This is a genomic window from Saccharothrix hoggarensis, assembly GCF_052936025.1.
Genome location: NZ_CP193624.1, coordinates 621,276 through 641,738 on the forward strand (window position 1 = coordinate 621,276; position 20,463 = coordinate 641,738).

Annotated in this window: 22 protein-coding genes, 1 tRNA gene, 1 pseudogene and 1 CRISPR repeat array; of the genes and pseudogenes, 14 read left to right on the plus strand and 10 right to left on the minus strand. The window is 71.9% G+C overall.

Features of this window, described 5'->3' with window-relative positions; genetic code table 11:
* Positions 1 to 98: 98 nt before the first annotated feature.
* The 7 genes from ACRAKH_RS03115 (at position 99) to ACRAKH_RS03145 (ending at position 5,436) form a co-directional block, all read left to right on the plus strand.
* Positions 99 to 284, plus strand: a complete 186-nt coding sequence (locus ACRAKH_RS03115) for a hypothetical protein (protein WP_380723367.1) — start codon at positions 99 to 101, stop codon at positions 282 to 284.
* A gap of 198 nt (positions 285 to 482) precedes the next feature.
* Positions 483 to 1,949 carry a DNA-3-methyladenine glycosylase 2 family protein gene (locus ACRAKH_RS03120; RefSeq protein WP_447009610.1) on the plus strand — a complete coding sequence of 489 codons (1,467 nt, stop codon included), beginning with the start codon at positions 483 to 485 and terminating at the stop codon, positions 1,947 to 1,949.
* A gap of 12 nt (positions 1,950 to 1,961) precedes the next feature.
* Complete coding sequence (locus tag ACRAKH_RS03125) at positions 1,962 to 2,513, plus strand: methylated-DNA--[protein]-cysteine S-methyltransferase (protein ID WP_380723369.1); 552 nt, start codon at positions 1,962 to 1,964, stop codon at positions 2,511 to 2,513.
* Between the two features lie 146 nt (positions 2,514 to 2,659).
* Complete coding sequence (locus ACRAKH_RS03130; RefSeq protein ID WP_380723370.1) at positions 2,660 to 3,244, plus strand: ArsR/SmtB family transcription factor; 585 nt, start codon at positions 2,660 to 2,662, stop codon at positions 3,242 to 3,244.
* Between the two features lie 2 nt (positions 3,245 to 3,246).
* The gene (locus tag ACRAKH_RS03135) at positions 3,247 to 3,963 is read left to right on the plus strand and encodes an SRPBCC family protein (RefSeq protein WP_380723371.1); all 717 of its coding nucleotides are present in this window, start codon (positions 3,247 to 3,249) and stop codon (positions 3,961 to 3,963) included.
* Positions 3,960 to 4,625, plus strand: coding sequence for a DUF998 domain-containing protein (locus tag ACRAKH_RS03140; protein WP_380723372.1), 666 nt, complete (start codon positions 3,960 to 3,962; stop codon positions 4,623 to 4,625). The genes ACRAKH_RS03135 and ACRAKH_RS03140 overlap by 4 nt, the downstream gene beginning before the upstream one ends.
* A 13-nt stretch (positions 4,626 to 4,638) precedes the next feature.
* Entirely contained in the window at positions 4,639 to 5,436 is a 798-nt protein-coding gene (locus tag ACRAKH_RS03145; RefSeq protein ID WP_380723373.1) for an alpha/beta fold hydrolase, read from the plus strand.
* Positions 5,437 to 5,552: 116 nt separating this feature from the next.
* Here the strand turns inward: ACRAKH_RS03145 and ACRAKH_RS03150 are convergent, their stop codons facing one another.
* Positions 5,553 to 6,386 carry an SAM-dependent methyltransferase gene (locus ACRAKH_RS03150; protein ID WP_380723374.1) on the minus strand — a complete coding sequence of 278 codons (834 nt, stop codon included), beginning with the start codon at positions 6,384 to 6,386 and terminating at the stop codon, positions 5,553 to 5,555.
* 214 nt (positions 6,387 to 6,600) lie between these two features.
* Here ACRAKH_RS03150 and ACRAKH_RS03155 point away from each other — a divergent pair, with 214 nt between their 5' ends.
* From ACRAKH_RS03155 to ACRAKH_RS03165, 3 genes are all read left to right on the plus strand, one after another.
* Positions 6,601 to 7,476, plus strand: a complete 876-nt coding sequence (locus ACRAKH_RS03155) for a helix-turn-helix domain-containing protein (protein WP_380723375.1) — start codon at positions 6,601 to 6,603, stop codon at positions 7,474 to 7,476.
* Positions 7,477 to 7,607: 131 nt separating this feature from the next.
* Complete coding sequence (locus tag ACRAKH_RS03160; protein ID WP_380723376.1) at positions 7,608 to 7,847, plus strand: DUF397 domain-containing protein; 240 nt, start codon at positions 7,608 to 7,610, stop codon at positions 7,845 to 7,847.
* A complete protein-coding gene (locus ACRAKH_RS03165) occupies positions 7,831 to 8,136 on the plus strand; it encodes a hypothetical protein (protein WP_380723377.1) in 306 nt (101 codons plus the stop codon). Before ACRAKH_RS03160 ends, ACRAKH_RS03165 begins: the two co-directional genes overlap by 17 nt.
* A gap of 395 nt (positions 8,137 to 8,531) precedes the next feature.
* Here ACRAKH_RS03165 and ACRAKH_RS03170 read toward each other — a convergent pair whose 3' ends face one another.
* Complete coding sequence (locus ACRAKH_RS03170) at positions 8,532 to 9,140, minus strand: TetR/AcrR family transcriptional regulator C-terminal domain-containing protein (RefSeq protein ID WP_380723378.1); 609 nt, start codon at positions 9,138 to 9,140, stop codon at positions 8,532 to 8,534.
* 253 nt (positions 9,141 to 9,393) lie between these two features.
* On the opposite strand from ACRAKH_RS03170, the pseudogene ACRAKH_RS03175 reads away from it, so the two are divergent.
* A pseudogene (locus ACRAKH_RS03175) lies at positions 9,394 to 9,627 on the plus strand (AhpC/TSA family protein); the annotation flags it as partial.
* Positions 9,628 to 9,837: 210 nt separating this feature from the next.
* Here the strand turns inward: ACRAKH_RS03175 and ACRAKH_RS03180 are convergent.
* The 7 genes from ACRAKH_RS03180 to ACRAKH_RS03210 all read right to left on the minus strand — a co-directional run bounded on the left by ACRAKH_RS03180 (position 9,838) and on the right by ACRAKH_RS03210 (position 15,462).
* Positions 9,838 to 10,437, minus strand: a complete 600-nt coding sequence (locus ACRAKH_RS03180) for an MBL fold metallo-hydrolase (protein ID WP_380723392.1) — start codon at positions 10,435 to 10,437, stop codon at positions 9,838 to 9,840.
* Positions 10,438 to 10,491: 54 nt separating this feature from the next.
* Positions 10,492 to 11,265, minus strand: a complete 774-nt coding sequence (locus ACRAKH_RS03185) for an ABC transporter permease (protein WP_380723379.1) — start codon at positions 11,263 to 11,265, stop codon at positions 10,492 to 10,494.
* Positions 11,262 to 12,197, minus strand: a complete 936-nt coding sequence (locus tag ACRAKH_RS03190) for an ATP-binding cassette domain-containing protein (protein WP_380723380.1) — start codon at positions 12,195 to 12,197, stop codon at positions 11,262 to 11,264. Before ACRAKH_RS03190 ends, ACRAKH_RS03185 begins: the two co-directional genes overlap by 4 nt.
* Positions 12,198 to 12,211: 14 nt before the next feature.
* Entirely contained in the window at positions 12,212 to 13,381 is a 1,170-nt protein-coding gene (locus ACRAKH_RS03195) for a cytochrome P450 (RefSeq protein WP_380723381.1), read from the minus strand.
* A 27-nt stretch (positions 13,382 to 13,408) separates the two neighbouring features.
* Positions 13,409 to 14,248 carry a DUF4097 family beta strand repeat-containing protein gene (locus tag ACRAKH_RS03200; protein WP_380723382.1) on the minus strand — a complete coding sequence of 280 codons (840 nt, stop codon included), beginning with the start codon at positions 14,246 to 14,248 and terminating at the stop codon, positions 13,409 to 13,411.
* A 112-nt stretch (positions 14,249 to 14,360) separates the two neighbouring features.
* The gene (locus ACRAKH_RS03205; RefSeq protein ID WP_380723383.1) at positions 14,361 to 14,849 is read right to left on the minus strand and encodes a hypothetical protein; all 489 of its coding nucleotides are present in this window, start codon (positions 14,847 to 14,849) and stop codon (positions 14,361 to 14,363) included.
* 382 nt (positions 14,850 to 15,231) lie between these two features.
* Positions 15,232 to 15,462, minus strand: a complete 231-nt coding sequence (locus tag ACRAKH_RS03210; RefSeq protein ID WP_380723384.1) for a transcriptional regulator — start codon at positions 15,460 to 15,462, stop codon at positions 15,232 to 15,234.
* Positions 15,463 to 15,624: 162 nt separating this feature from the next.
* Here ACRAKH_RS03210 and ACRAKH_RS03215 point away from each other — a divergent pair, with 162 nt between their 5' ends.
* Both ACRAKH_RS03215 and ACRAKH_RS03220 read left to right on the plus strand, forming a co-directional pair.
* Positions 15,625 to 15,954, plus strand: coding sequence for a helix-turn-helix domain-containing protein (locus ACRAKH_RS03215; RefSeq protein ID WP_380723385.1), 330 nt, complete (start codon positions 15,625 to 15,627; stop codon positions 15,952 to 15,954).
* Between the two features lie 1,168 nt (positions 15,955 to 17,122).
* Positions 17,123 to 18,676: a CRISPR direct-repeat array (repeat unit 28 nt; unit sequence GGACCACCCCCGCGTGCGCGGGGAAGAC).
* A gap of 184 nt (positions 18,677 to 18,860) precedes the next feature.
* Positions 18,861 to 19,076 (plus strand): hypothetical protein, encoded by a 216-nt coding sequence (locus ACRAKH_RS03220; protein WP_380723386.1) that lies wholly within the window; start codon positions 18,861 to 18,863, stop codon positions 19,074 to 19,076.
* 144 nt (positions 19,077 to 19,220) lie between these two features.
* Here ACRAKH_RS03220 and ACRAKH_RS03225 read toward each other — a convergent pair.
* Positions 19,221 to 19,293 (minus strand) — tRNA-Arg (locus ACRAKH_RS03225).
* Between the two features lie 200 nt (positions 19,294 to 19,493).
* On the opposite strand from ACRAKH_RS03225, the gene ACRAKH_RS03230 reads away from it, so the two are divergent.
* Complete coding sequence (locus ACRAKH_RS03230) at positions 19,494 to 20,453, plus strand: hypothetical protein (RefSeq protein WP_380723387.1); 960 nt, start codon at positions 19,494 to 19,496, stop codon at positions 20,451 to 20,453.
* The last annotated feature ends 10 nt before the right edge of the window (positions 20,454 to 20,463 follow it).

Here is a 20,463-nt window from a genome sequence, read left to right on the forward strand (position 1 = left end):
CGCGAGTGGCAGAGCGTTCGTCGCTGAGGGGTCCTGGGGGTCTTCTCAGCGTTGTGCACCCAACCGGCCCGGCCGGTGGAATGGTGCGGCGACCTGTCATGCCGACCGGGGTTGATCGTGGGCGGACCGGCCGGGCGCCGGTCACGGCCCGTGAGGACCGGGAGTGTGCCGGTGAAGCACGGGTCTGCCCGATCCTGCGCACGGTGATCGACGCGCACGGCCACGACCGGGCCGAGGTGCGGCTGGACCTGCTGGCCCGCCTCGCCGCTCCGCTGCCCGGTTAGGCCGGTGCCCGCCGGCCCGCCGACCGGTCGGCCGGGCCGGCGTCGCCGGGGACGTGCTCGCCCGGAAAACGTCCGCCGGGCGGGCGTCCGCCCGGAAAGTGCCGCACAACGCCGTGTGGCGCGACCGGTCGGGCGGTGTTTTCCTCCATGTCGCATTTCCGCCGGCGAACGAGCCGGCCGCTGACCGATGCTGGTGCGGTGCACGAAGACGCGGAACGTTGTGCGCGGGCCGTGCGGTCGAAAGACGCCCGGTTCGACGGGTGGTTCTTCACCGCCGTCCTGACCACCCGGATCTATTGCCGCCCGAGTTGTCCGGTTGCTCCGCCCAAGGTCGAGAACATGCGGTTCTACCCGAGCGCGGCTGCGGCCCAACAAGCCGGATTCCGGGCGTGCAAGAGGTGCCGCCCCGACGCCAGTCCCGGATCGCCGCTGTGGAACCACCGCGCCGACTCCGTCGCCAAGGCCATGCGGCTCATCGCCGACGGCGTCGTGGACCGCGACGGCGTGCCCGGCCTCGCCACGCGCCTCGGCTACAGCGTCCGGCAGGTCGAACGGCTGCTCCTCGCCGAACTCGGCGCGGGACCGCTCGCGTTGGCCAGGGCGCAGCGCGCGCAGACCGCGCGGCTCCTCATCGAGACCACCGCGCTGCCGATGGCCGAGGTCGCGCTCGCCGCCGGGTTCGCGAGCGTGCGGGCGTTCAACGAGACGGTGCGCGAGGTGTTCGCCCTGTCTCCGACGGGGCTGCGCACCCGCCGCCGGCCCGCCCGCCACGCCCCCGACGTGCCCGGCGTCCTGTCGCTGCGCCTGCCGTTCCGGGCGCCCCTGCGGCCCGACAACCTGTTCGGCCACCTCGCCGCGACCGCCGTGCCGGGCGTGGAGGAGTGGCGTGACGGCGCGTACCGGCGCACCCTGCGGCTGCCGCACGGGCACGCCGTCGTGGCGCTGAGCCCGGAGACCGACCACGTGGCGTGCCGACTCGCGCTCAGCGACCTGCGCGACCTGTCCATCGCCATCGCCCGCTGCCGCCGCCTGCTCGACCTCGACGCCGACCCGGTCGCGGTGGACGAGCAGCTGGGCGGGGACCCCCTGCTCGCACCCGTGGTGGCCGCCGCGCCCGGCCGGCGCGTGCCGGGCACCGTCGACCCCGCCGAGTTCGCCGTGCGCGCCGTGCTGGGCCAGCAGGTGTCCACGGCCGCCGCCCGCACCCACGCCGGGCGGCTCGTCCGGGCGCTCGGCGACCCGATCGCCGACGACGGCCTCACCCACCTGTTCCCGACGCCGGAGGCGCTCGCCGACGCCGACCCGTCCCTCCTGGCCATGCCCCGATCACGCCGGACCGCGTTCCGCGCCCTGGTGGAGGCGCTGGCCGACGGCTCGCTCGACCTCGGCGTCGGCGCGGACTGGGACAAGGCGCGGGCCGACCTCGCGGCGCTGCCGGGGTTCGGCCCGTGGACGGTGGAGGTGATCGCCATGCGCGCACTCGGCGACCCGGACGCGTTCATCCCCACCGACCTCGGCATCCGCCTCGCCGCCCGCGCGCTCGGCCTGCCCGACACCCCCGCCGCCCTGGTGCGGCGCGCGCAGGTGTGGCGGCCGTGGCGCGCGTACGCCGTCCAACACCTCTGGGCCACCGGTGACCACGCGGTCAACCGGCTGCCCGCCTGAAGGGACGTCCCCATGCCCTCGACCACCCAGCCCTCGAAGAGCGCGCACACCGCGGCCGCTCACACCCCGGCCCGCCACACCACCGTCGACAGCCCCGTCGGACCGCTCACGCTCGTCGCGCACGACGGCGTGCTGTCCGGCCTGTACATGACGAACCAGCGGCACCGGCCCGCCGGCGACACGTTCGGTCCCGAAGACCCCGCGCCCTTCGGGGACGTGGTCGTGCAGCTGGCCGAGTACTTCGCCGGCACGCGGACGACGTTCGACCTGGCGCTGGACCCGGTCGGGACGCCGTTCCAGCGGACCGTGTGGCGGGCGCTGCGCGAGATCCCCTACGGCGAGACCGTGTCGTACGGCGAGCTGGCCCAACGGCTCGGCCGGCCGTCCGCCGCACGCGCGGTGGGGCTCGCGAACGGCCGCAACCCGATCGGGATCATCGTGCCGTGCCACCGGGTGGTGGGGTCGGGCGGCGACCTCACCGGCTACGGCGGCGGGCTGGAGCGCAAGCGCCACCTGCTCGACTTCGAGCAGCGCTCACAGGACGACCGGCTGCCGCTCTTCTGACGTCCCCGCCCGGTACCGCTGAACACTCCCCACGCCCTGCGCACCGCCCCTGACGAGCCGCGCACCAACCACGCACCTCCTCGCATCGAGCCGCCGACAAATCCGCTTGTCTTGACAAATGAAATCGTCGGTGCGAGGGTTCTCCCATGCTTGACGTGGCAGTGATCGAGGATGCGGCGACCGCCGAGGTCTCGCTGGACCCCGTCCGGGCGAGGTTGCTCGCCGAACTGGCCGAGCCGAGCTCGGCGACCATGCTGGCGGCGAGGATCGGGCTGCCCCGGCAGAAGGTGAACTACCACCTGCGCACGCTGGAGCAGCACGGCCTGGTCGAGCTGGCCGAGGAGCGCCGCAAGGGCAACATGACCGAACGGGTCATGCGGGCCACGGCGGCGTCCTACGTCATCTCGCCCGCGGCGCTGGCCGCCGTGCAGCCCGACCCCGGGCGCTCGCCCGACCGGCTGTCCGCGCGCTGGCTCCTGGCCGTCGCCGCGCGCCTGGTCCGCGACGTCGGCAACCTCCTCACCGGCGCGTCCAAGGCGGGCCGGAAGGTCGCCACCTTCGCCCTCGACGGCGAGGTCCGCTTCGCGTCGGCGGCCGACCGCGCCGCGTTCGCGGAGGAGCTGGCGACCGCCGTCACGGGCCTGGTCGCCAAGTACCACGACGAGGACGCGGCCGGCGGGCGGGCGCACCGCATCGTCGTCGCCGTCCACCCGAGCATCCCGGAGGAGTGACGATGGGTCACGCGTTCGAAGGCGTCAACGAGGCCGAGCTGGCCGGCGTCACCCCCGAGCAGGTCTGGGAGGCCATCGCCACCGGCCCCGGCATCGACTCGTGGTTCATGGGCTCCAACGAGGTCGAGCCGGGCGCGGTCGTCCGGCAGGCGTTCCACGCCTACACGCCAAGCCACCCGGTCACGGCCTGGGAGCCCGGCAGGCGCCTCGCGTACGGCGGCGAGGAGGAGCCGGACGGCCGGTTCGTGTCCTACGAGTTCCTGATCGAGGGTCGCGACCAGGGCAGCACGGTCCTCCGCATGGTCGCGAGCGGCTTCCTCCCCGGCGACGACTGGGAGGACGAGTTCGAGGCCATGACCGCGGGCGGCGAGATGTTCTGGAACACGCTCGTCACCTACCTGCGCCACTTCGCCGGCCGCACCGCGCGACCGGTGACCGCCTTCGGCCCGCGCGTCGCCGACTGGCCCGCGACGTGGGCGAGGCTCGGCCGCGAGCTCGGCCTCGGCGCCGCACCGAAGACCGGCGACGCCGTCACCCTCGACGGCGAGGACGGCGTCGTCTACTTCGCCAACTCGCAGACGGTCGGCATCCGCACGGCCGACGCGATGTACCGGTTCTTCCAAGGACGTCCCGGCGTCCTGATCGCCATGCACCACGTGTTCGCCGACGACCGCCGCGACGAGCGGGCCTGGTCGGACTGGATGGGAGACCTCGCATGACCGCCACCGTGCCCACCAACCTGCCCGCCACCGGGCCCGCGGGGGACGTCACGCCGACGTCCGCCCGCACCACCAGGCTGCTCCTGGGCTGCGGTGTCGTCGCGGGCCCGCTCTACCTGGTCACGGGGTTCGCCCAGGCGTTCACCCGCGACGGCTTCGACCTGGCCCGGCACCCGTTCAGCTTCCTGTCGCTCGGCGACGGCGGGTGGCTCCAGATCGCCAACTTCGTCCTCTGTGGACTGCTCTTCCTCGCCTCGGCGGTCGGCCTGCGCCGCACCGGCGCGATCGGCACGTGGGCGCCCGTCCTCGTCGCGGTCTTCGCGGTCGGCATGATCGGCGGCGGGGTGTTCGTGGCCGACCCGGCGTTCGGCTTCCCGGCCGGCGCGCCCGAGGGCCAGGCCGCGGAGCTGTCGTGGCACGGCGTGCTGCACGGCGTGGCGTTCTTCGTCGGGTTCCCGGCGCTGGTGGCGTCGTTCTTCGTGCTCGCCCGGAAGCTGCCGGGGCCGTGGGCGCGGGCGAGCGTGGTGGCGGGCGTGCTGTCGCTCGCGCCGGTGCCCTTCCTGGGCACGGGGTTCGGCACGGTGCTGCTGTACGGCGGCGCCGTGGTGGGGTGGCTGTGGGCGTCCGCCGTCGCGGCGAAGCTGCGCTCTGCGACGCGTTGAGGGAGTGGACATCATGGGACAGGTCGTTTCCCAGGACGGCACCGCGATCGCCTACACGCGCATCGGGTCCGGACCGGCGTTGATCATCGTGGACGGCGCGCTGTGCCACCGGGCGTTCGGCCCGGCGACGAAGCTGGCCGAGGCGCTGGCCGGGCACTTCACCGTCTACACCTACGACCGGCGCGGACGGGGCGGCAGCGGCGGCGCCGACGCGCCGTACGACGTGGAGCGCGAGGTCGAGGACATCGCGGCGCTCGTGGAGGAGGCCGGCGGGTCGGCGCGGCTGTTCGGCATGTCGTCCGGCGGCACGCTCGTCGCCGAGGCCGCGCACCGCGGCGTGGCCGCCGAGCGGATCGCGATCTACGAGTCGCCGATGGTCGTCGACGGCACGCACGACCCGATGCCCGCCGACCTCCCGGCACGGGTGGAGCGCGCGGTGGCGGAGGGGCGTCGCGGTGACGCGGTGAAGCTGTTCATGCGGTACGTCGGCACGCCCGGCCTCGTCGTCGCGGTGTTCCAGGTGCTGCCGCCGTGGAAGAAGCTGAAGGCGGTCGCGCACACGCTGCCGAACGACTTCGCGCTGGTCGGCGAGTTCCAGCGCGGCACGCCGCCGCCCGCAGGCCGCTGGTCCGGCGCGGACGTGCCCGCCCTGGTGATCGCGGGCGGCAAGAGCCCCGAGCACATGCGCAACGCGCAGCGGCACCTGGCCTCGGCGTTGCCGCAGGGCGAGCTGACCGTCCTGCCGGGACAGACGCACATGGTCAAGCCCCAGGCCACCGTGCCGGTCCTGGTCGAGTTCTTCAACCGCTGAGCCCGCAACCACCGGGTCGCGGACCGTCCACTCGGACCGTCCGAACAGGACGATCGCGCGCGACGAAGCCTCGTGCCGCCCCCGCGGGGCACGAGGCCGTCGTACGTCCGGGACCGTCAGGGCTTGCGGCCCACGGCCCCGGCGATGCAGTAGCTGACCGCGTCCAGCTCCTTGAGGCGCGGCCCGTCCGGCCACCAGTCCGCGCAGATCACCAGGCCGGGTTCGACCAGGTCCAGACCGGTGAACAGCTCCAGCAGCTCGGACCGCGTCCGGAACCACCCGCTGCCCATGGGGGAGTGCAGGAACGTCTCCTCCATCCGGCGCGCGATGGCCGAGTGCTCCTCGGTCTCCGGGTCGAGGAAGTGCGAGATCGCGACGTACGAACCGGACGGCAGGGCCTCGATGTACTGGGCCATGACCTCGGCGGGCGAGAGCCCGTCGCCGTCGTAGTGGTGCAGCGTCCCGAGCTGGAACAGCGCCACCGGCTCGGTGAAGTCGATGTGCTTGCGCACGACCTCGTCGCTCAGGATCTCCTGCGGGTTGAAGATGTCGGCCGCCGAGAAGTGCGTCTGGTCGTTCTCCTCCAGCAGCGCCCGGCCGTGGGCCAGTACCACAGGGTCGTTGTCGACGTAGACGACTCGTGCGTCCGGGTTAATCCGTTGCGCCACCTGGTGCGTGTTCTCCGCGGTGGGCAGACCGGAGCCGCAGTCGAGGAACTGGTTGATACCCGTTTGGCTCGCGACGAATCGGGTGGCCCTGATCAGGAAGTTCCGGTTGTCCACGGCCAGCGTGGCCGCTTCCGGCGCGACCTGCTGCACGCGCCGCAGCACCTCGCGGTCGATCTCGTAGTTGTCCTTGCCGTTCAGGAACGCGTCGTAAACCCTGGCGATACTGGCTTTGGTGGTGTCGATGTAGACGGGGGCGGCGGCGTCCGAGGACGTACCCGGCATTGTGGTGACCTCGCATTACGGGGGAAGAAGGGTGATGTGTGTGCACCGCGTCACAGTCCGCTTTAGCGTAAGCGTATGGGCTCGCCGCCGGAGCGGGCCGCGTGCGGCCTACCGGGAAAGATCATGGGTGTACGTTCAGTGACGATGCGAGTTCGCCCTCCCCGGGCGCAACCGCTGTTCGGGTGGACGGGCATGACGGTCGGGAGGATCGGCGATGGCGACTGGTGAGCCCACGCCGGAGAGGGAGAGCGGCCCCACCGCGCTGCGCATCGTGCTCGGCGCCCAGCTGCGCCGCCTGCGCGAGGCCGCCGAGATCAGCCGCGCGGACGCCGGCTACGCCATCCGAGGGTCCGAGTCCAAGATCAGCCGCATGGAGCTGGGCCGCGTCGGCCTGAAGGAACGCGACGTGAGCGACCTGCTCACGATGTACGCGGTGAACGACGAGGCCGCGCGGGCCAAGTTCCTGGAGATGGTCCGCCGGTCGAACTCGCCGGGGTGGTGGCACCGGTACACCGACCTGATGCCGGACTGGTTCCAGGACTACGTCGGCCTGGAGGAGGCGGCGTCCCGCATCCTGACCTACGAGACCCAGTACGTGCCCGGTCTGCTCCAGACCGAGGAGTACGCGATGGCGATCGCGAGCCACGGCAGACCGGAGCTGGCCACGCCCGCGATCAAGCGGCGGGTCACGTTGCGCATGCAGCGGCAGAAGATCCTGTCCCGTCCGGGCGCGCCGCGGGTGTGGGCGGTGATCGACGAATCGGTGCTGCACCGGCCCATCGGCGGCCGCCGCGTCCTGCTCGCCCAGATCGACCATCTCCTCAGCGTGACGAAAGACGGTCCCGTCACCCTTCAGATCGTTCCCTTCGCGTTGAGCGGTTACGCAGCGGAAGTGCCGTTCACGATGCTCCGGTTCGGTGAGCCCGACCTGCCGGACATCGTGTACCTCGAACACCTGGCCGGCGCGCTCTACCTGGACAAACTCGAAGAGCTGGAGATCTACAGCCGCGCTTTCGACCGCCTCACGGTGGACGCGGAGACGCCGGATCGCAGCCGTCAGCTGCTCGGCAAGATCCGGGCGGCCCTCTAGCTCGTCGTCCGTCCGGGGGAGATTTGCGACATGCATCTGCACGTGCATTTACGCGTACCGCACGCACTGCTACCGTCTGTGCACAATCAGATGCACGTGCAGATGCATCACTGGCTCGGAGGGTGATGTCGATGGCCAGCACAGTTCACAACGGGATGTCCGCGGCCGACCTGCCCGGCGTGACGTGGCGGAAGAGCGCCCGCAGCGGCGCGCTCGGCAACTGCGTCGAGGTCGCCGCCCTCGGCAGCGGCGACATCGCGATGCGCAACTCCCGGTTCCCCGAAGGCCCCGCGCTCGTCTACACGCGAGCGGAGATCGCGGCCTTCGTGGCTGGGGCCAGGGACGGGGAGTTCGATGACCTCCTCCACTGACCACGTCTCCCGGACGGCGTTCCAGCTCCGGGAGCTGATCGCGCGCGGGTTCCAGTTCCTCCACCCGCGTGACGCCAGGGGCGAGCTCGCCGCCGTGGTGGGCGTCCGCGCGCACGACGCCGTCATCGACGTCGTCAGACTGCACACCGAGGACGACGCGGTCGCGATGCGGATGCCCGCCGACGAGGTGAACGTCCTGGCACCCAGCCGTTTCTCGTGGCGCCGCCGCGGCCCCGCGACCCACGTGCTCGAAGAGCTGCTCGAACTGCCGGACGACCGGACCACTTAGGACTTCCCGTCCGCGCCCGCGGTGGCGGACGGGTCGAGGGGCCGCACGCCCCTCATCGGCGAACCTGACCTGGAGACGCAGCGGGAGTCGGCTCCGCGCCGGTTGTCGACACCACGCTCGGAGCGCAACTCCGTGTTCGTCGCGTTCGGCGCGGAGGTCGAGGTCGGCTTCGGCCTCCGCGCCGTCCACAGCGCTTGATCTGCCCGCCGGCCAGGCGTTTCACGGCCTGGGTTCCACGGCCCGCCGGCCGCCACGCTCCACCTGCCGGCCGCCACGCAATACGCGCCGGCCACCACGCTCCTCTGCGCCGGCCGCCACGCTCCACCTGCGGGCCGCCACGCTCCTCTGCGTCGGCCACCACGCTCCACCCCCGCCGGCTGCGGCGTTTCCCCTGCCTAGGGCCGCCGCAAACCGCTCAGCACGACGTCGAGCCCGCGCCGGAACTCGATGTCCGGGGTGATGTCCCGTGCCGCGGCGGCCGTCTCGGCCAGCAGCGGGTACTCCTCGCCCATCCGGCTCATCGTGTCGGTGCCCAGCCCCCTCAACGGGCTGCGGTGCTCCATCTCGGTCGCGCCGATCAGGTAGCCGAGCAGCGCGCGCAAGGCGATCACCCGCTCCTCGCCGGTGAAGCCCGCCCTGGTCAGCACCCCCAGCACGGCCTCCGACCAGCGCAGCGCGTTCGGGCACCGGTGCCGGTGCGCCATGGTGAGCGGCACGGCGTTGGGGTGCTTGGCGATCGCGGCGCGGACCCGTTCGACCAGCACCGCGATCTGCTTGTCCCACAACGCCTTCGGCGGCACGACGTCCACCTCGGCGAGCATCAGGTCGACGGCCGAGGCCTCCAGCTCCTCCCGGTCGGCCACGTACCGGTACAGCGACATCGTGCCCATGCCCAGCTCGGCGGCGACCGAGCGCATGGACAGGCCCGCGAGGCCGTCGCGGTCGAGGACGGCCAGCGCGGCGGCGGCGAGCGCCGACTGGGTCAGTGACTTCGGGCGTGGCATCGCCTTGACAGCGTACAAGATACGCGCATACGTTGGTGAGCGTACAGCGCACGCTTACTGAGGGGGAAACGTGAAGGTCAGTGCACGTCAGTGCGGGTCCGTGCTCGGCGGAACGGTCGCCGTGCCCGACCCGGAACGCCTCGTCCACGTCCAGTTCCGCCGCTTCGCCGGCTGCCCGGTGTGCAACCTGCACCTCCGGTCGGTCGCCCGGCGTCACGACGAGATCGCCGCGCACGGCATCAGCGAGGTGGCCGTGTTCCACTCGTCCGCCGCCGAGCTCCGGCCGCACGTCGCCGACCTCCCGTTCGCGGTGATCGCCGACCCGGGGAAGCGGCTGTACGTGGAGTTCGGCGTGGAGTCGGCGCCCCGCGCCCTGCTCGACCCGCGTGCCTGGCCGTCGATGGTGGCCGGCGTGGTCCGCGACCTCGGTCCCGTGCTGCGCGGCCGGCGTCCGCTGCCCAAGGCGGAAGGCGGCCGGCTCGGCCTGCCCGCGGACTTCCTCATCGCGCCGAACGGCGAGGTCGTCGCGGAGAAGCGTGGACAACACGCCTACGACCAGTGGTCCGTGGACGAACTGCTCGCCAAAGCCAAGGCGCTGACCAGCAAGAACGGAGTTGTCCACAGGGTTGTCCCCAGTTGTGGACGGATCGAACAGGCGTTCGACTTCGTGCAGTGCACGCAGTGCGCGCGGCTCCCGTCACCCGGCGAGGCGACGCAGGCGGTCCGGGTCGCGCAGCGGCGGGCCGTGGCCGAACAGCACCAGCTTCGGCCGCAGCTCGGCGAGCCGGCGCATGGCGTCGCGGTTGCGCACGTCGTCGTAGCTGAGGAACTTCGGCGGCGCGCCGAGGCGCAGCACGTTGACGAACACGTCGCCGCAGAGCAGCACGCCGTCGTGGTCGCGCCACAGCGCGATGTGGCCGGGGGAGTGGCCGGGCACGTCCAGCACGGTGAACCCGGCGACCTCGTCACCCTCGACCAGGCCGCGGGTGACGGGGTGCGGCGCGGGCATCCGCATCCGCGACACCACGGCCGCCGCGAAGCCGGACCCGGTCACCGGCGTCGCGGTGGCGATGGCCTCGGCGTCCTTCCGGCCCGCCCACAGCGGCACGCCGTACCGGTCGCACACCGCGTGGCTCGCGCCGAAGTGGTCCGGGTGGGCGTGGGTGACGACGTGGGCGGCGAGCCTGCGGCCGTCGAGCTGGCGGGTGAGACGGCGACGCGCCGCGGGCGTGCCGGCGTCCACCAGGACGTCCTCCACCAGGTACGCGTTGACCAGGTGCGGGGGACGCCCGAGCAGTTGGTGGACGCCGGGGCCAGCGGGCGCATCGCCTCATAGTAGTCGAACGAGCACCTAACGTGACGGACCGCGGTTGAACAGCGCACGCGACCAGGCGTAGCCGACGGCCGTGAGGAGGAGGCACCAGCCGACCGCCCAGTACCCGCTGTCGCCGATCGGCGTGCCGACGAGCAACCCGCGCAGGGTGTCGATGATCGGCGTGAACGGCTGGTGCTCGGCGACCCACCGCAGCCCGCTCGACATCGAGTCCGTCGGCACGAACGCGCTGCTGACGAACGGGAGGAACTGGAGCGGGATCGACGAGGTGTTCGCGCCGGCGGGCGTCTTCGCGGCCAGGCCGAACCCGATCGCGAGCCACGTGAATGCCAGCGTGAGCAGGACGAGCAGGCCGGCCGCGGCCAACCACCCGCCGAGGTCGGCCGCCGGGCGGAACCCCGTCAGCACGGCCACCCCGAGCACCAGCGCGAGGCTGCAGGCCGTGTTCAGCAGGCTGCTCAGGGCCTGGCCGGTCAGCACCGAGTACCGGGAGATGGCCATCGTGCGGAACCGGGCGACGATGCCCTCGCCCATGTCGGTGCACATGTTCACCGCGGTCCACGCCGCGCCGGAGCCGACGGCCATCACCAGGATGCCGGGCACCAGGTAGTCCACATAGGACACGCCGGCGACGAGCGTCGCGCCGAGCGAGCCGCCGAAGACGTGCACGAACAGCAGCATCATCACCACCGGCATGCCGATCGTGCCGATGGACATGAGCGGGAAGCGCTGCACGTGCCGCAGGTTGCGGCGCAGCATGGTGGTCGTGTCGCGGATGGCGAGGGTGCTCATCGCTGCCCGGTCCTCTCGGTGGTGAGGGCGAAGAAGACGTCGTCGAGGTCGGGCGTGTGCACGGACAGGTCCTGCACGTCGACGGCGGCGTCGTCCAGCCGGTCGAGCAGCGCCCGCAGCTGCCGCACACCACCGTCGCCCGGCACGTCGAGGGTGAGGCTCGCGTCGTCGCGGGACGAGCCGCCGAACGCCCCGAGCGCCTTCGCGGCGACGTCGAGCGTGTGCGCGTCGGCGAACCGCAGCCGCACGTGCCCGCCGGGGATCAGCCGCTTCAGCTCCTCGGCGGTGCCCTCGGCGACCAGCCGGCCGCCGTTCAGCACGGCGATCCGGTCGGCCAGCTCGTCGGCCTCCTCCAGGTACTGAGTGGTGAGGAAGATCGTGACGCCGCCCGCGACCAAGCCGCGGATGACCTCCCACATGGCGTGCCGGCTGCGCGGGTCGAGGCCCGTGGTGGGCTCGTCCAGGAAGATCAGCCGCGGGCCGCCGACCAGCGTCATCGCCAGGTCGAGGCGCCGCCGCATGCCGCCGGAGTAGGTGGCGGCGGGCTTCTTCGCCGCGTCCACCAGGTCGAACCGGCGCAGCAGGTCGGCCGCGCGGCGGCGTCCCTCCCGGCGCCCGAGGTGGTTGAGGTCCGCCATCAGCAGCAGGTTCTCCTCACCGGTGAGGAGGTTGTCGACGGCGGAGAACTGGCCCGTGACGCCGATGGCCTTCCGGACGCCGGCGGGGTCGCCCGCCACGTCGTGGCCCGCGACGGTCGCGTGGCCGCCGTCGGCGGAGATCAGCGTGGACAGGATCTGCACGGTCGTCGTCTTGCCCGCGCCGTTCGGGCCGAACAGGGCGAACACCGTGCCGGTCCCGACGTCGAGGTCGAGGCCGTCCAGCACGACGTGGTCGCCGTAGGACTTGCGCAGTCCGGTGGCCGTGATGGCCATGGTCGTCCCCTTGTCTAGTCGGTGAGCAGCGGGAGGGTCCGCACGCCGGTCAGGTTCGGCGAGGGCAGGAAGGCAGCGGGGCGGTCCGGGTCCGTGCGCAGCCGCGGGAACCGGTCCAGCAGGATGTCCAGCGCGACCCGGCCCTCCAGGCGTGCCAGCGGCGCGCCGAGGCAGAAGTGGACGCCGCGGCCGAAGCCCAGGTGCGGGTTGGGGTCGCGGGAGAGGTCGAACGCGTCCGGGTCGGCGAACTGCCGCGGGTCGCGGTTGGCCGCGCCCAGCCACACCATGAGCAGCTGGTCGGCCGGGATCTCGACGCCCCCGAGCACCTGCGGCCCGGTGGTGACCCGCGCGACCACCGGGAACGGGCTGAGGAACCGCAAGGACTCCTCGATCGCCGCCGGGATCGCGGCGCGGTTGGCGCGGACCTCCGCGAACTGCTCCGGGTGCGCGTCCAGCGCCAGCACGGTGTTGCCGAGCAGCATGGTGGTGGTGATGTGGCCCGCGAGCAGCAGGACGGCGGAGAAGTTGACCACCTCGGCGTCGCTGAGCCGCTCACCGTCCACTTCGGCCTGGACGAGCCAGCCGATCAAGTCCTCGCGCGGCGCGCGGCGGCGCTCGGTGACGTGCTCCCGCAGGTAGTCCAGCAGCGGCGCGGTGTTCTCGATGTTCTCCCGCAGCTGTTCCCGCTGCCGCGCCTCGTCCTTGAGGGAGAACTGGTCGGTGTTCTCGAACAGCTTGTCGACCCACAGCTTGAACAGCTCGCGGTCGCTGCTCGGCACGCCGAGGAGGTCCGCGATCACGATCACCGGCAACGGGTAGGCCAGGTCGCGGACCAGCTCGAACCCGTCGGCGGGCACGGCGTCCAGCAGCTCGTGGGTCAGCGCGGCGATGCGCGGTTCGAGGTCGGCGACGACCCTCGGCGTGAACGCGTGGCTGATGAGCCGGCGCAGCTCGCGGTGGTCCGGCGGGTCCATCTGGAGGATGTTGCCCTCGGTCAGCGACTGGTCCGGCGGCGCCGGGAACAGCCGCGTGACGTCGGACGAGAAGCGGCCCCAGTCCCCCATGACCTCGGTCGCCTCGGCGTAGCCGTGCACGTTCCAGAAACCCAGCTCCTCGTCGTACTCCACGACGTGGTCCGGTCGTTCTCCGCGCAGCCAGGTCTGCCGCGGGTGGGTGTCCCACATTGTTGTTCTCCCCCAATGGTGTTGTGGTCACGCGCGGTGGATCAGGATGTCGCCCAACGAGGTCCGGCCGCGGACCTCGGCCCGCTCGTCCGTCTCGGCGGGCCCGGCGGACGGCGTCAGCTCGTTGCGCACGCGGCCGGCGGCCGTGCGGAGGTCCAGCAGGGCGGCGGTGCCCTCGCGGATGCCGACCTCCAGCCCTCCGGACTGGGTCTCCACGACCACCGAGCCGCGCGCCACCTCGGTGAGGCGGATGTGGCCGTTGGCGGTCTTGGCGTGCACGTCGCCCTCGGCGAGCCCGACGAAGATGTCGCCGTTGGCGGCGCTCAGCCTCACGTCGCCGGTGACCTCGCCGAGCCGGGTCGCCCCGTTCGAGTTCTTGACGGTGCCCGTGCCGTCGAGCCGGCCGACCCGGACCTCACCCGAACCGGTCGACAGCTCCACCCGACCCGTGGCGTGGTCGACCGCCACGTCGCCGCTGGACGTCGAGGCCTTGAGCGCGCCCGTGCGGTGCAGCCGGATGTGGCCGGCGGACGTCTTGAACCGGCATTCGCCCAGCTCGCCCTCGGCGTGGAAGTCGGCGAGCGAGCCGTGCGCGGTGACGTGCGAGCCGGTGGGCAGGTGCACGACGACGTCCACCATGCCCGTGCGGCCGAAGAGGCCGCGGGACCGCGGTGTCCTGACCGTGAGGCGGCCGGCGGTGAAGTCGACCGTCGTCCCCTCGGCGGCCTTCACGTCCAGGCCGCTGTCGGGGTCGCTGGGCCGGACGTCGACCACGGTGTCGTCGCGGTCGGTGGCGGTGACCCGGGCTTGGCCGGCGACGACGTCGAGCGTGGCGGAGATGGGTTCGGGTGTGGCGAAAGAAGGCATGGCTGTCCCCTCGGAGTGGGTCGGTTCGGTGTTCGTGCTGGTGGCGCGGTCGGCTACTGCCGCCCGGCTGCTGCTGCCCGGCTGCTGCGGGTCGGCTCCTGCTGCGGGTCGGCTAGCGGACCCAGCCGGTGACCCGGTTCCCCGACGTGGACTGCGCGGTGGCCCGCCCGCCGTGCCCGAGCCCGGCCGCCGCGGCGCGCACCAGCCACGCGTTGACGGAGACCCCTTCGCGGCCGGCGGCCTCCTCGACCCGCACCTTCAGGTGCTCGGGGAGCCGGAGGTTGATCCGCGTCACGGCGCCTTCCTCGGCGACCACCGGCGGCAGCTCGATGGCACCACCGTGGCTCTCCGTGGCATCATCGGGCACCGAGACGACGAACTCAGGGTCCTTCCCCCGCAACCGCAGGTCGACTGACCCCGGCGCCAGGTCGCGCGTGATCTCGTCCGCAGCGGCCGACAGGGCTTCGAGCAGCGTCAACCGCACGGCCGTCTCCAGCGGTGCGAGGAGTCGTTCGGCCAGTTCCCGCGCGTCCGCGCCACCGGCTTCAGCGGTGACGGCCAGTGCCCGGCGGAGGTTGTCGACGTACGGCGTCAGGTCCATGACGCCACTATGGCATCACGATGGCACCACGCGCAACCCACTGTGGCACCACGGTCAGGCGTTCGTGGGCTGGGAGGTGCTGCGTCTACTCGGCAAGAGCTCCTCCATCACGACCACGTCCCACCCGTCCGTTGAGCCGTCGACGCGAAAAGAGTGCGCAGAACCGATGACCACCTCTCCGAATCCCCCTTCCGACGACCAGTGCCGCCGTCCCGGTTGCCGCCGGGTCGACTGCCCCCACCGGCGTGATCGACCGGGATCAGGGCTCCTGCCGTGGATCAGGCTCTTCGGCAGCTTGCTGATCCAACTGCTCGTCAGCTTGTTCTGGGAGTGAGCGCAATGTCCTGATGAGGTCGCGCGGGCAAGGCGCGTTGCGCGGTCATCACCGCCGGGTGGGAGCGACTTCGAAGAGGTCGTCGAACTGCATCGGGGTGAGTGCCGTCAACGCGCCGCCGATGAACGCGGGACCGGGCTGGAGCTCGCCGCTCAGGACGCGCGCGACCGTGGAGCGGTTGACGTCCATCGCCTTCGCCAGCGCGTAGTCCGACTCGAACCCGGCGAGCCGCGCGGCTTTGGTGAAGACATCGGTGCGGAGCTTGATCGTGTACGGCATGGCCAGCCTCGTGTTGTGCGCACCCAACGCATGTTGTGTGACCACAACGCTAGCAGTGAGCCGTCCTCACGCAACCCACGTTGTGTGCGGACAACGTGCAGGTCAGAGCTACCTGGTGGGAGTGCGCAACATGCGTTGCGTGCGCGCTCGTAAGATGGCGCGGTGACCACAGACGAGAGTGCGGACTCGACCTGGTGGCAGTGGCTCGAGCGCGCACTGGAGGACCGCGGAATGACCCCCGCGCAGCTGAGCAAGCTGACCAAGATCGACCGCAGCGCGCACACCCGGTGGCGCAACGGCGAGCGTCCCACCTTCGACACCGTTCGCGTGATCGCCAAGGCGCTCGGCGTCAGTCCGGTGGAGGTCGCGGTCGCGGCCAACCTGCTCACGGCGGAGGAGGCCGCCCTGGAAGCGCCCAGCCCCGACCCGGCCGTGCTGACGGACCAACAACTGCTGGCCGAACTGGGTCGGCGCCTGAAGCGCAAGACCTGACGCCGGCCGCCGGTTCATCCTGGGGCCTGCTGCAATCCCGGTGCTGCAAAGACGGGCGATCGGGCGACGGCCACCGGGACTTCCCGCCGCTCGGGCCCGTACCAAGCTCGCTTGGCCGCGATACGACCGCGGTCGCGGTAAGGCGGATCAGACGACTCGGCGCGTCGCGGGGAACAGGCCTGGAGTCACGCGGGCGTGGACCTGTTCCCCGACGACCGCACGGACCGGAGCTTGGTGATTTACCAAGGGGGAGACCGGTCGTGCAAAGGCTATCGGCGTGTGGGGGATGTGCGTCAAGCCAAAGCGTTGCCACGTTGGGGTGGAAATGCCTCGCCGGTCGCCCCGGTGGGGCGCAAACGCTCAACGGCAGAAAGCGGACCGCCCACCGACGTAGTGCGGGAGTTGCTGGCCAACCCAACAGAAAATCCGGCGACCTCGCGTGCACGAGATCGCCGGTTCCGACTTCACCTAGCGCACCATGCCAACCGCCAGTTGGTGGTGATGCACTCCGGAGTTGTTGGTGCGTCGCGGGGAACAGGCCTGGAGTCACGCGGGGCGTGGACCTGTTCCCCGACGACCGCACGGACCGGAGCTTGGTGTTCTGTGGTTCACCAAGGGGGAGACCGGTCGTGCAAAGGCTATCGGCGTGTGGGCTATGTGCGTCAAGCCGAAGCGTTGCCACCTTGGGGTGGAAATGGTCCGCGGGTCGCCCCGGCGGGGCGTGAGCGGTAAACGGCGGACGCGGGTGGCCGGGCGAGCCAACGTGCGGTCTTCGGCACGCCGCAGTGTCGACGGCGCACGCGATACGCCCGCTCCGAGAGGACCACCGGGGCGTCCGGCGTGTGCCGAGCGTCAGCACACGGTGGGGGTGCGGGCGGCCACGGGTGAAAAGATCAGGCCCCGAGCGCGTCGCCGCTGCTCAGGGCCTGATTCACCCGGGAAAGGAGAGTGCCCCCGGCAGGATTCGAACCTGCGACACACGGTTTAGGAAACCGCGCTCCCCCCGTGTTCGAAACCGTGCCCGACCTGCGCAGGCGTGCCGCCGCTCAACGTGGTCAGAGCCAACTTGGGCAGCTATTGGGCAAATCGCACCGCGTCGTCTACCTGACCAGAAACGTCCTGAGTGGATTTGATCCGATTCGCTCCACGGCACCGGGACACCGGGCTAGGACCACCCCCGCGTGCGCGGGGAAGACGCCCTACAGGGCCGAACCGACGTTGACGCGCTGGGACCACCCCCGCGTGCGCGGGGAAGACTGCACGGGCACCCGCTGCAAGCCGTCGCGGTGCGGACCACCCCCGCGTGCGCGGGGAAGACCTGCGCGAACAGTCCGCCGAGTTCCCGCCCGACGGACCACCCCCGCGTGCGCGGGGAAGACGGCTACTACGAGGGCAACATTTTCGGCTGGGACGGACCACCCCCGCGTGCGCGGGGAAGGCGCCGCGAGGTGCGCGAGGCCGAAACCGCATCGCGGACCACCCCCGCGTGCGCGGGGAAGACGGCCGGCCGAGCCGGGCGGAGCACGTCGACCCGGGACCACCCCCGCGTGCGCGGCGAAGACTCGACCGCTCCGGACAAGAGCGCGCGTGGCTTCGGACCACCCTCGCGTGCGCGGGGAAGACGTGGTGCGTCGCTCGAAATTCCCACCCCCTCCCGGACCACCCCCGCGTGCGCGGGGAAGACAGACACCATGACCCCCATCCCTGATGTGCCGGCGGACCACCCCCGCGTGCGCGGGGAAGACCTGGTGGTGCAGCAACCGACGCACCGCCCTAACCGGACCACCCCCGCGTGCGCGGGGAAGACAGTCGCGCCTGCTCCCGCTCGGCCGCCTTGTCCGGACCACCCCGCGTGCGCGGGGAAGACGCCTGGCGACGGAGTACGCCTCCCAGGGCTCCAGGACCACCCCCCGCGTGCGCGGGGAAGACCGGTGGCGTTGGAGGCCGCCGTGCCGGACACGGGGACCACCCCCGCGTGCGCGGGGAAGACTCGCCGAAACAGACGCGCGACACCACGCCAGGCGGACCATCCCCGCGTGCGCGGGGAAGACTCGCGCCAGGACCGGACGCCTCGCTCGACGAGCGGACCACCCCCGCGTGCGCGGGGAAGACGTGGAGACCTGGCGTGACAGCCCCGGCCAGGCGGGACCACCCCCGCGTGCGCGGGGAAGACTGTGGAGTGAGCACCGACAACCGCCCCCGCGCCGGACCACCCCCGCGTGCGCGGGGAAGACGTGCCGCGTGACCGGACCGAGGCCGCCGACCTCGGACCACCCCCGCGTGTGCGGGGAAGACGAGCAGCTGTCGGCGGTCGGCTCCGGCGGGCTGGGACCACCCCCGCGTGCGCGGGGAAGACGCCGGCAAGTCCTCGGCGCGCACGAACCGGGTGGGACCACCCCCGCGTGCGCGGGGAAGACGCCGGCAAGTCCTCGGCGCGCACGAACCGGGTGGGACCACCCCCGCGTGCGCGGGGAAGACGTCGAGGTCTTGGCGCGCTGGTCGGCCCAGTCCGGACCACCCCCGCGTGCGCGGGGAAGACCCGTCCTCGGGGTTGAGGTCGGTCGGGGCGTACGGACCACCCCCGCGTGCGCGGGGAAGACGCCTCCAGCTCCGCCAGACCGGCGGTCCAGCCGGGACCACCCCCGCGTGCGCGGGGAAGACCGCGATGTAGCGGGCCAGGACGTCGTCGGCGCGGGACCACCCCCGCGTGCGCGGGGAAGACACTTCCTGACCTGGGGACTTTACCGTGCCTACGTCGGATTCTGATTCAGTTTGTCGCGGCTACTGCACGGAGGGGACAGCGCGCCACGTCCGGTGCCTCTTCACCCTGGACTGGTCCGTTCGTCGTCTCTGCGGAGCATGTCTCACCAGAAACCGGGGCAGTGTGGCGGACCGCCCGAGAGTGTGTGTTCACCGCCGAGGTAGCCGCAGGACCGCTGGCACGCCGGCCCTACGACCTGCGGCACGCCTGTGTCTCGACCTGGCTGAACGCAGGGGTGGAGCCCACGCGGGTAGCCGAGTGGGCCGGACACTCCGTAGAGGTGCTGTACCGGGTCTACGCCAAGTGCCTGCACGGCGGCGATGAAGCCGCCAAGCGCAAGATTCTGGAGGCCATGCGGTAGCACGCGCGCAGGCAAACTTGGGCAGCTATTGGGCAGGAATGCTCGCAATCGGCCGGACACGGCCAGACACGGCCGGACGGAACAAGATCAGGCCCTGAGCGCGTTTCCGCTGCTCAGGGCCTGATTCACCCGGCGAAAGGTGAGTGCCCCCGGCAGGATTCGAACCTGCGACACACGGTTTAGGAAACCGATGCTCTATCCCCTGAGCTACGAGGGCGCGTGGGGGAGCCTACCGGGTGCTGGGTGGGGGATCGGGTGGTGGGGTTGTCACTCGGTGGGCCTAGGCGCGAGCACCTTGGGTTAGGTGGGCGGCCGGTGGGGGTCGGCTGTCTGGGGGAAGTGGGCGACCCCACCTGTTCCGCATCGGTCCAGTGAGGTACAGAGGGGGTCATATCGCCCTCCGACGAAAGCCATCCCATGAGCAGTAGACCCTGGCCTGACTTCCGTCCTGGCCCGCTGGGCTCCGTCGGCGCCTGGTGGCGACGGCTGCGGGCCCGTCCGAACGCCGAGCAGTACACGTTCGTCCCGGCCTCGACGTCCCACCAGCACCCGTTCGAGTCACCGCTCCCCAGCGCCGTCTACGGCCTGGACTTCCACGCCAAGATGACGATCCACTGGCGCGTGGACCTGACGACGGGCGTCCGGCACAACGCCCCGCGCAGCGCCGCCGTGAACGACATCATCCACCGCGCCAAGGCGTTGACCGAACGGGCGATGCTCGTGCACCACGCGCCGCTGCAGCACCAGCTGGGCGCCGAGCTGGCCGCCGAACGCCAGGTCGAGGGCACGCACGTCTGGGTGCGCGCGGAGGGCGTCGAGCTGACCGTGGACGAGCAGGACTTGGCGATGGCGCGCAAGCACATCGAACTCCTCCAGACCACGACGATGCGCCAGGCCGAGCGGGACGCCGAGCGCGCCGAGATCAAGTACCTCCGGGACGAGGTGCTGACCGACCTGTCCAGCGCCACGATCTGGTGGCTGGTCCGCAACGGCTACCAGGTGGAGCAGGCCGTCGCGTTGAGCAGGCACCTCGCCGAGCTGGTCGGCATCGCCTCCCAGCGTCGCGACCAGCACTGGGCCGACACGCTCGTCACGTCGTTCGAGAGCGCCCTGCCGCGGCTGGACGACGGGCACCGCGCCGACGTCCGCCTCCACCTCGCCAAGGCCCTCGGCATCTACGGCGGGTCGGGGGTGGCGGCGGAGTTCGCCGAGCAGATCGGGCTCGCCGAGCACGAGCGCCAGCTCGCCGAGCGGGAGCGCCAACTCGCCGAGCACCAGCTCGGGCACGGCCCCCAGCACCAGTTGCCGCAGCAAGAGGGGCACGGGCGGCCGGCCGACCTCGGCCACCGGCAGAACGGTGCGAAGCCGCTGCCGTGATTCCCTAACC

Coding starts and splice junctions, on each gene's coding strand:
- ACRAKH_RS03115 (WP_380723367.1), top strand. CDS start 99: ATGCCGACCGGGGTTGATCGTGGGCGGACCGGCCGGGCGCCGGTCACG.
- ACRAKH_RS03125 (WP_380723369.1), top strand. CDS start 1,962: ATGCCCTCGACCACCCAGCCCTCGAAGAGCGCGCACACCGCGGCCGCT.
- ACRAKH_RS03130 (WP_380723370.1), top strand. CDS start 2,660: ATGCTTGACGTGGCAGTGATCGAGGATGCGGCGACCGCCGAGGTCTCG.
- ACRAKH_RS03135 (WP_380723371.1), top strand. CDS start 3,247: ATGGGTCACGCGTTCGAAGGCGTCAACGAGGCCGAGCTGGCCGGCGTC.
- ACRAKH_RS03140 (WP_380723372.1), top strand. CDS start 3,960: ATGACCGCCACCGTGCCCACCAACCTGCCCGCCACCGGGCCCGCGGGG.
- ACRAKH_RS03145 (WP_380723373.1), top strand. CDS start 4,639: ATGGGACAGGTCGTTTCCCAGGACGGCACCGCGATCGCCTACACGCGC.
- ACRAKH_RS03150 (WP_380723374.1), bottom strand. CDS start 6,386: ATGCCGGGTACGTCCTCGGACGCCGCCGCCCCCGTCTACATCGACACC.
- ACRAKH_RS03155 (WP_380723375.1), top strand. CDS start 6,601: ATGGCGACTGGTGAGCCCACGCCGGAGAGGGAGAGCGGCCCCACCGCG.
- ACRAKH_RS03160 (WP_380723376.1), top strand. CDS start 7,608: ATGGCCAGCACAGTTCACAACGGGATGTCCGCGGCCGACCTGCCCGGC.
- ACRAKH_RS03165 (WP_380723377.1), top strand. CDS start 7,831: ATGACCTCCTCCACTGACCACGTCTCCCGGACGGCGTTCCAGCTCCGG.
- ACRAKH_RS03170 (WP_380723378.1), bottom strand. CDS start 9,140: ATGCCACGCCCGAAGTCACTGACCCAGTCGGCGCTCGCCGCCGCCGCG.
- ACRAKH_RS03185 (WP_380723379.1), bottom strand. CDS start 11,265: ATGAGCACCCTCGCCATCCGCGACACGACCACCATGCTGCGCCGCAAC.
- ACRAKH_RS03190 (WP_380723380.1), bottom strand. CDS start 12,197: ATGGCCATCACGGCCACCGGACTGCGCAAGTCCTACGGCGACCACGTC.
- ACRAKH_RS03195 (WP_380723381.1), bottom strand. CDS start 13,381: ATGTGGGACACCCACCCGCGGCAGACCTGGCTGCGCGGAGAACGACCG.
- ACRAKH_RS03200 (WP_380723382.1), bottom strand. CDS start 14,248: ATGCCTTCTTTCGCCACACCCGAACCCATCTCCGCCACGCTCGACGTC.
- ACRAKH_RS03205 (WP_380723383.1), bottom strand. CDS start 14,849: ATGGACCTGACGCCGTACGTCGACAACCTCCGCCGGGCACTGGCCGTC.
- ACRAKH_RS03210 (WP_380723384.1), bottom strand. CDS start 15,462: ATGCCGTACACGATCAAGCTCCGCACCGATGTCTTCACCAAAGCCGCG.
- ACRAKH_RS03230 (WP_380723387.1), top strand. CDS start 19,494: ATGAGCAGTAGACCCTGGCCTGACTTCCGTCCTGGCCCGCTGGGCTCC.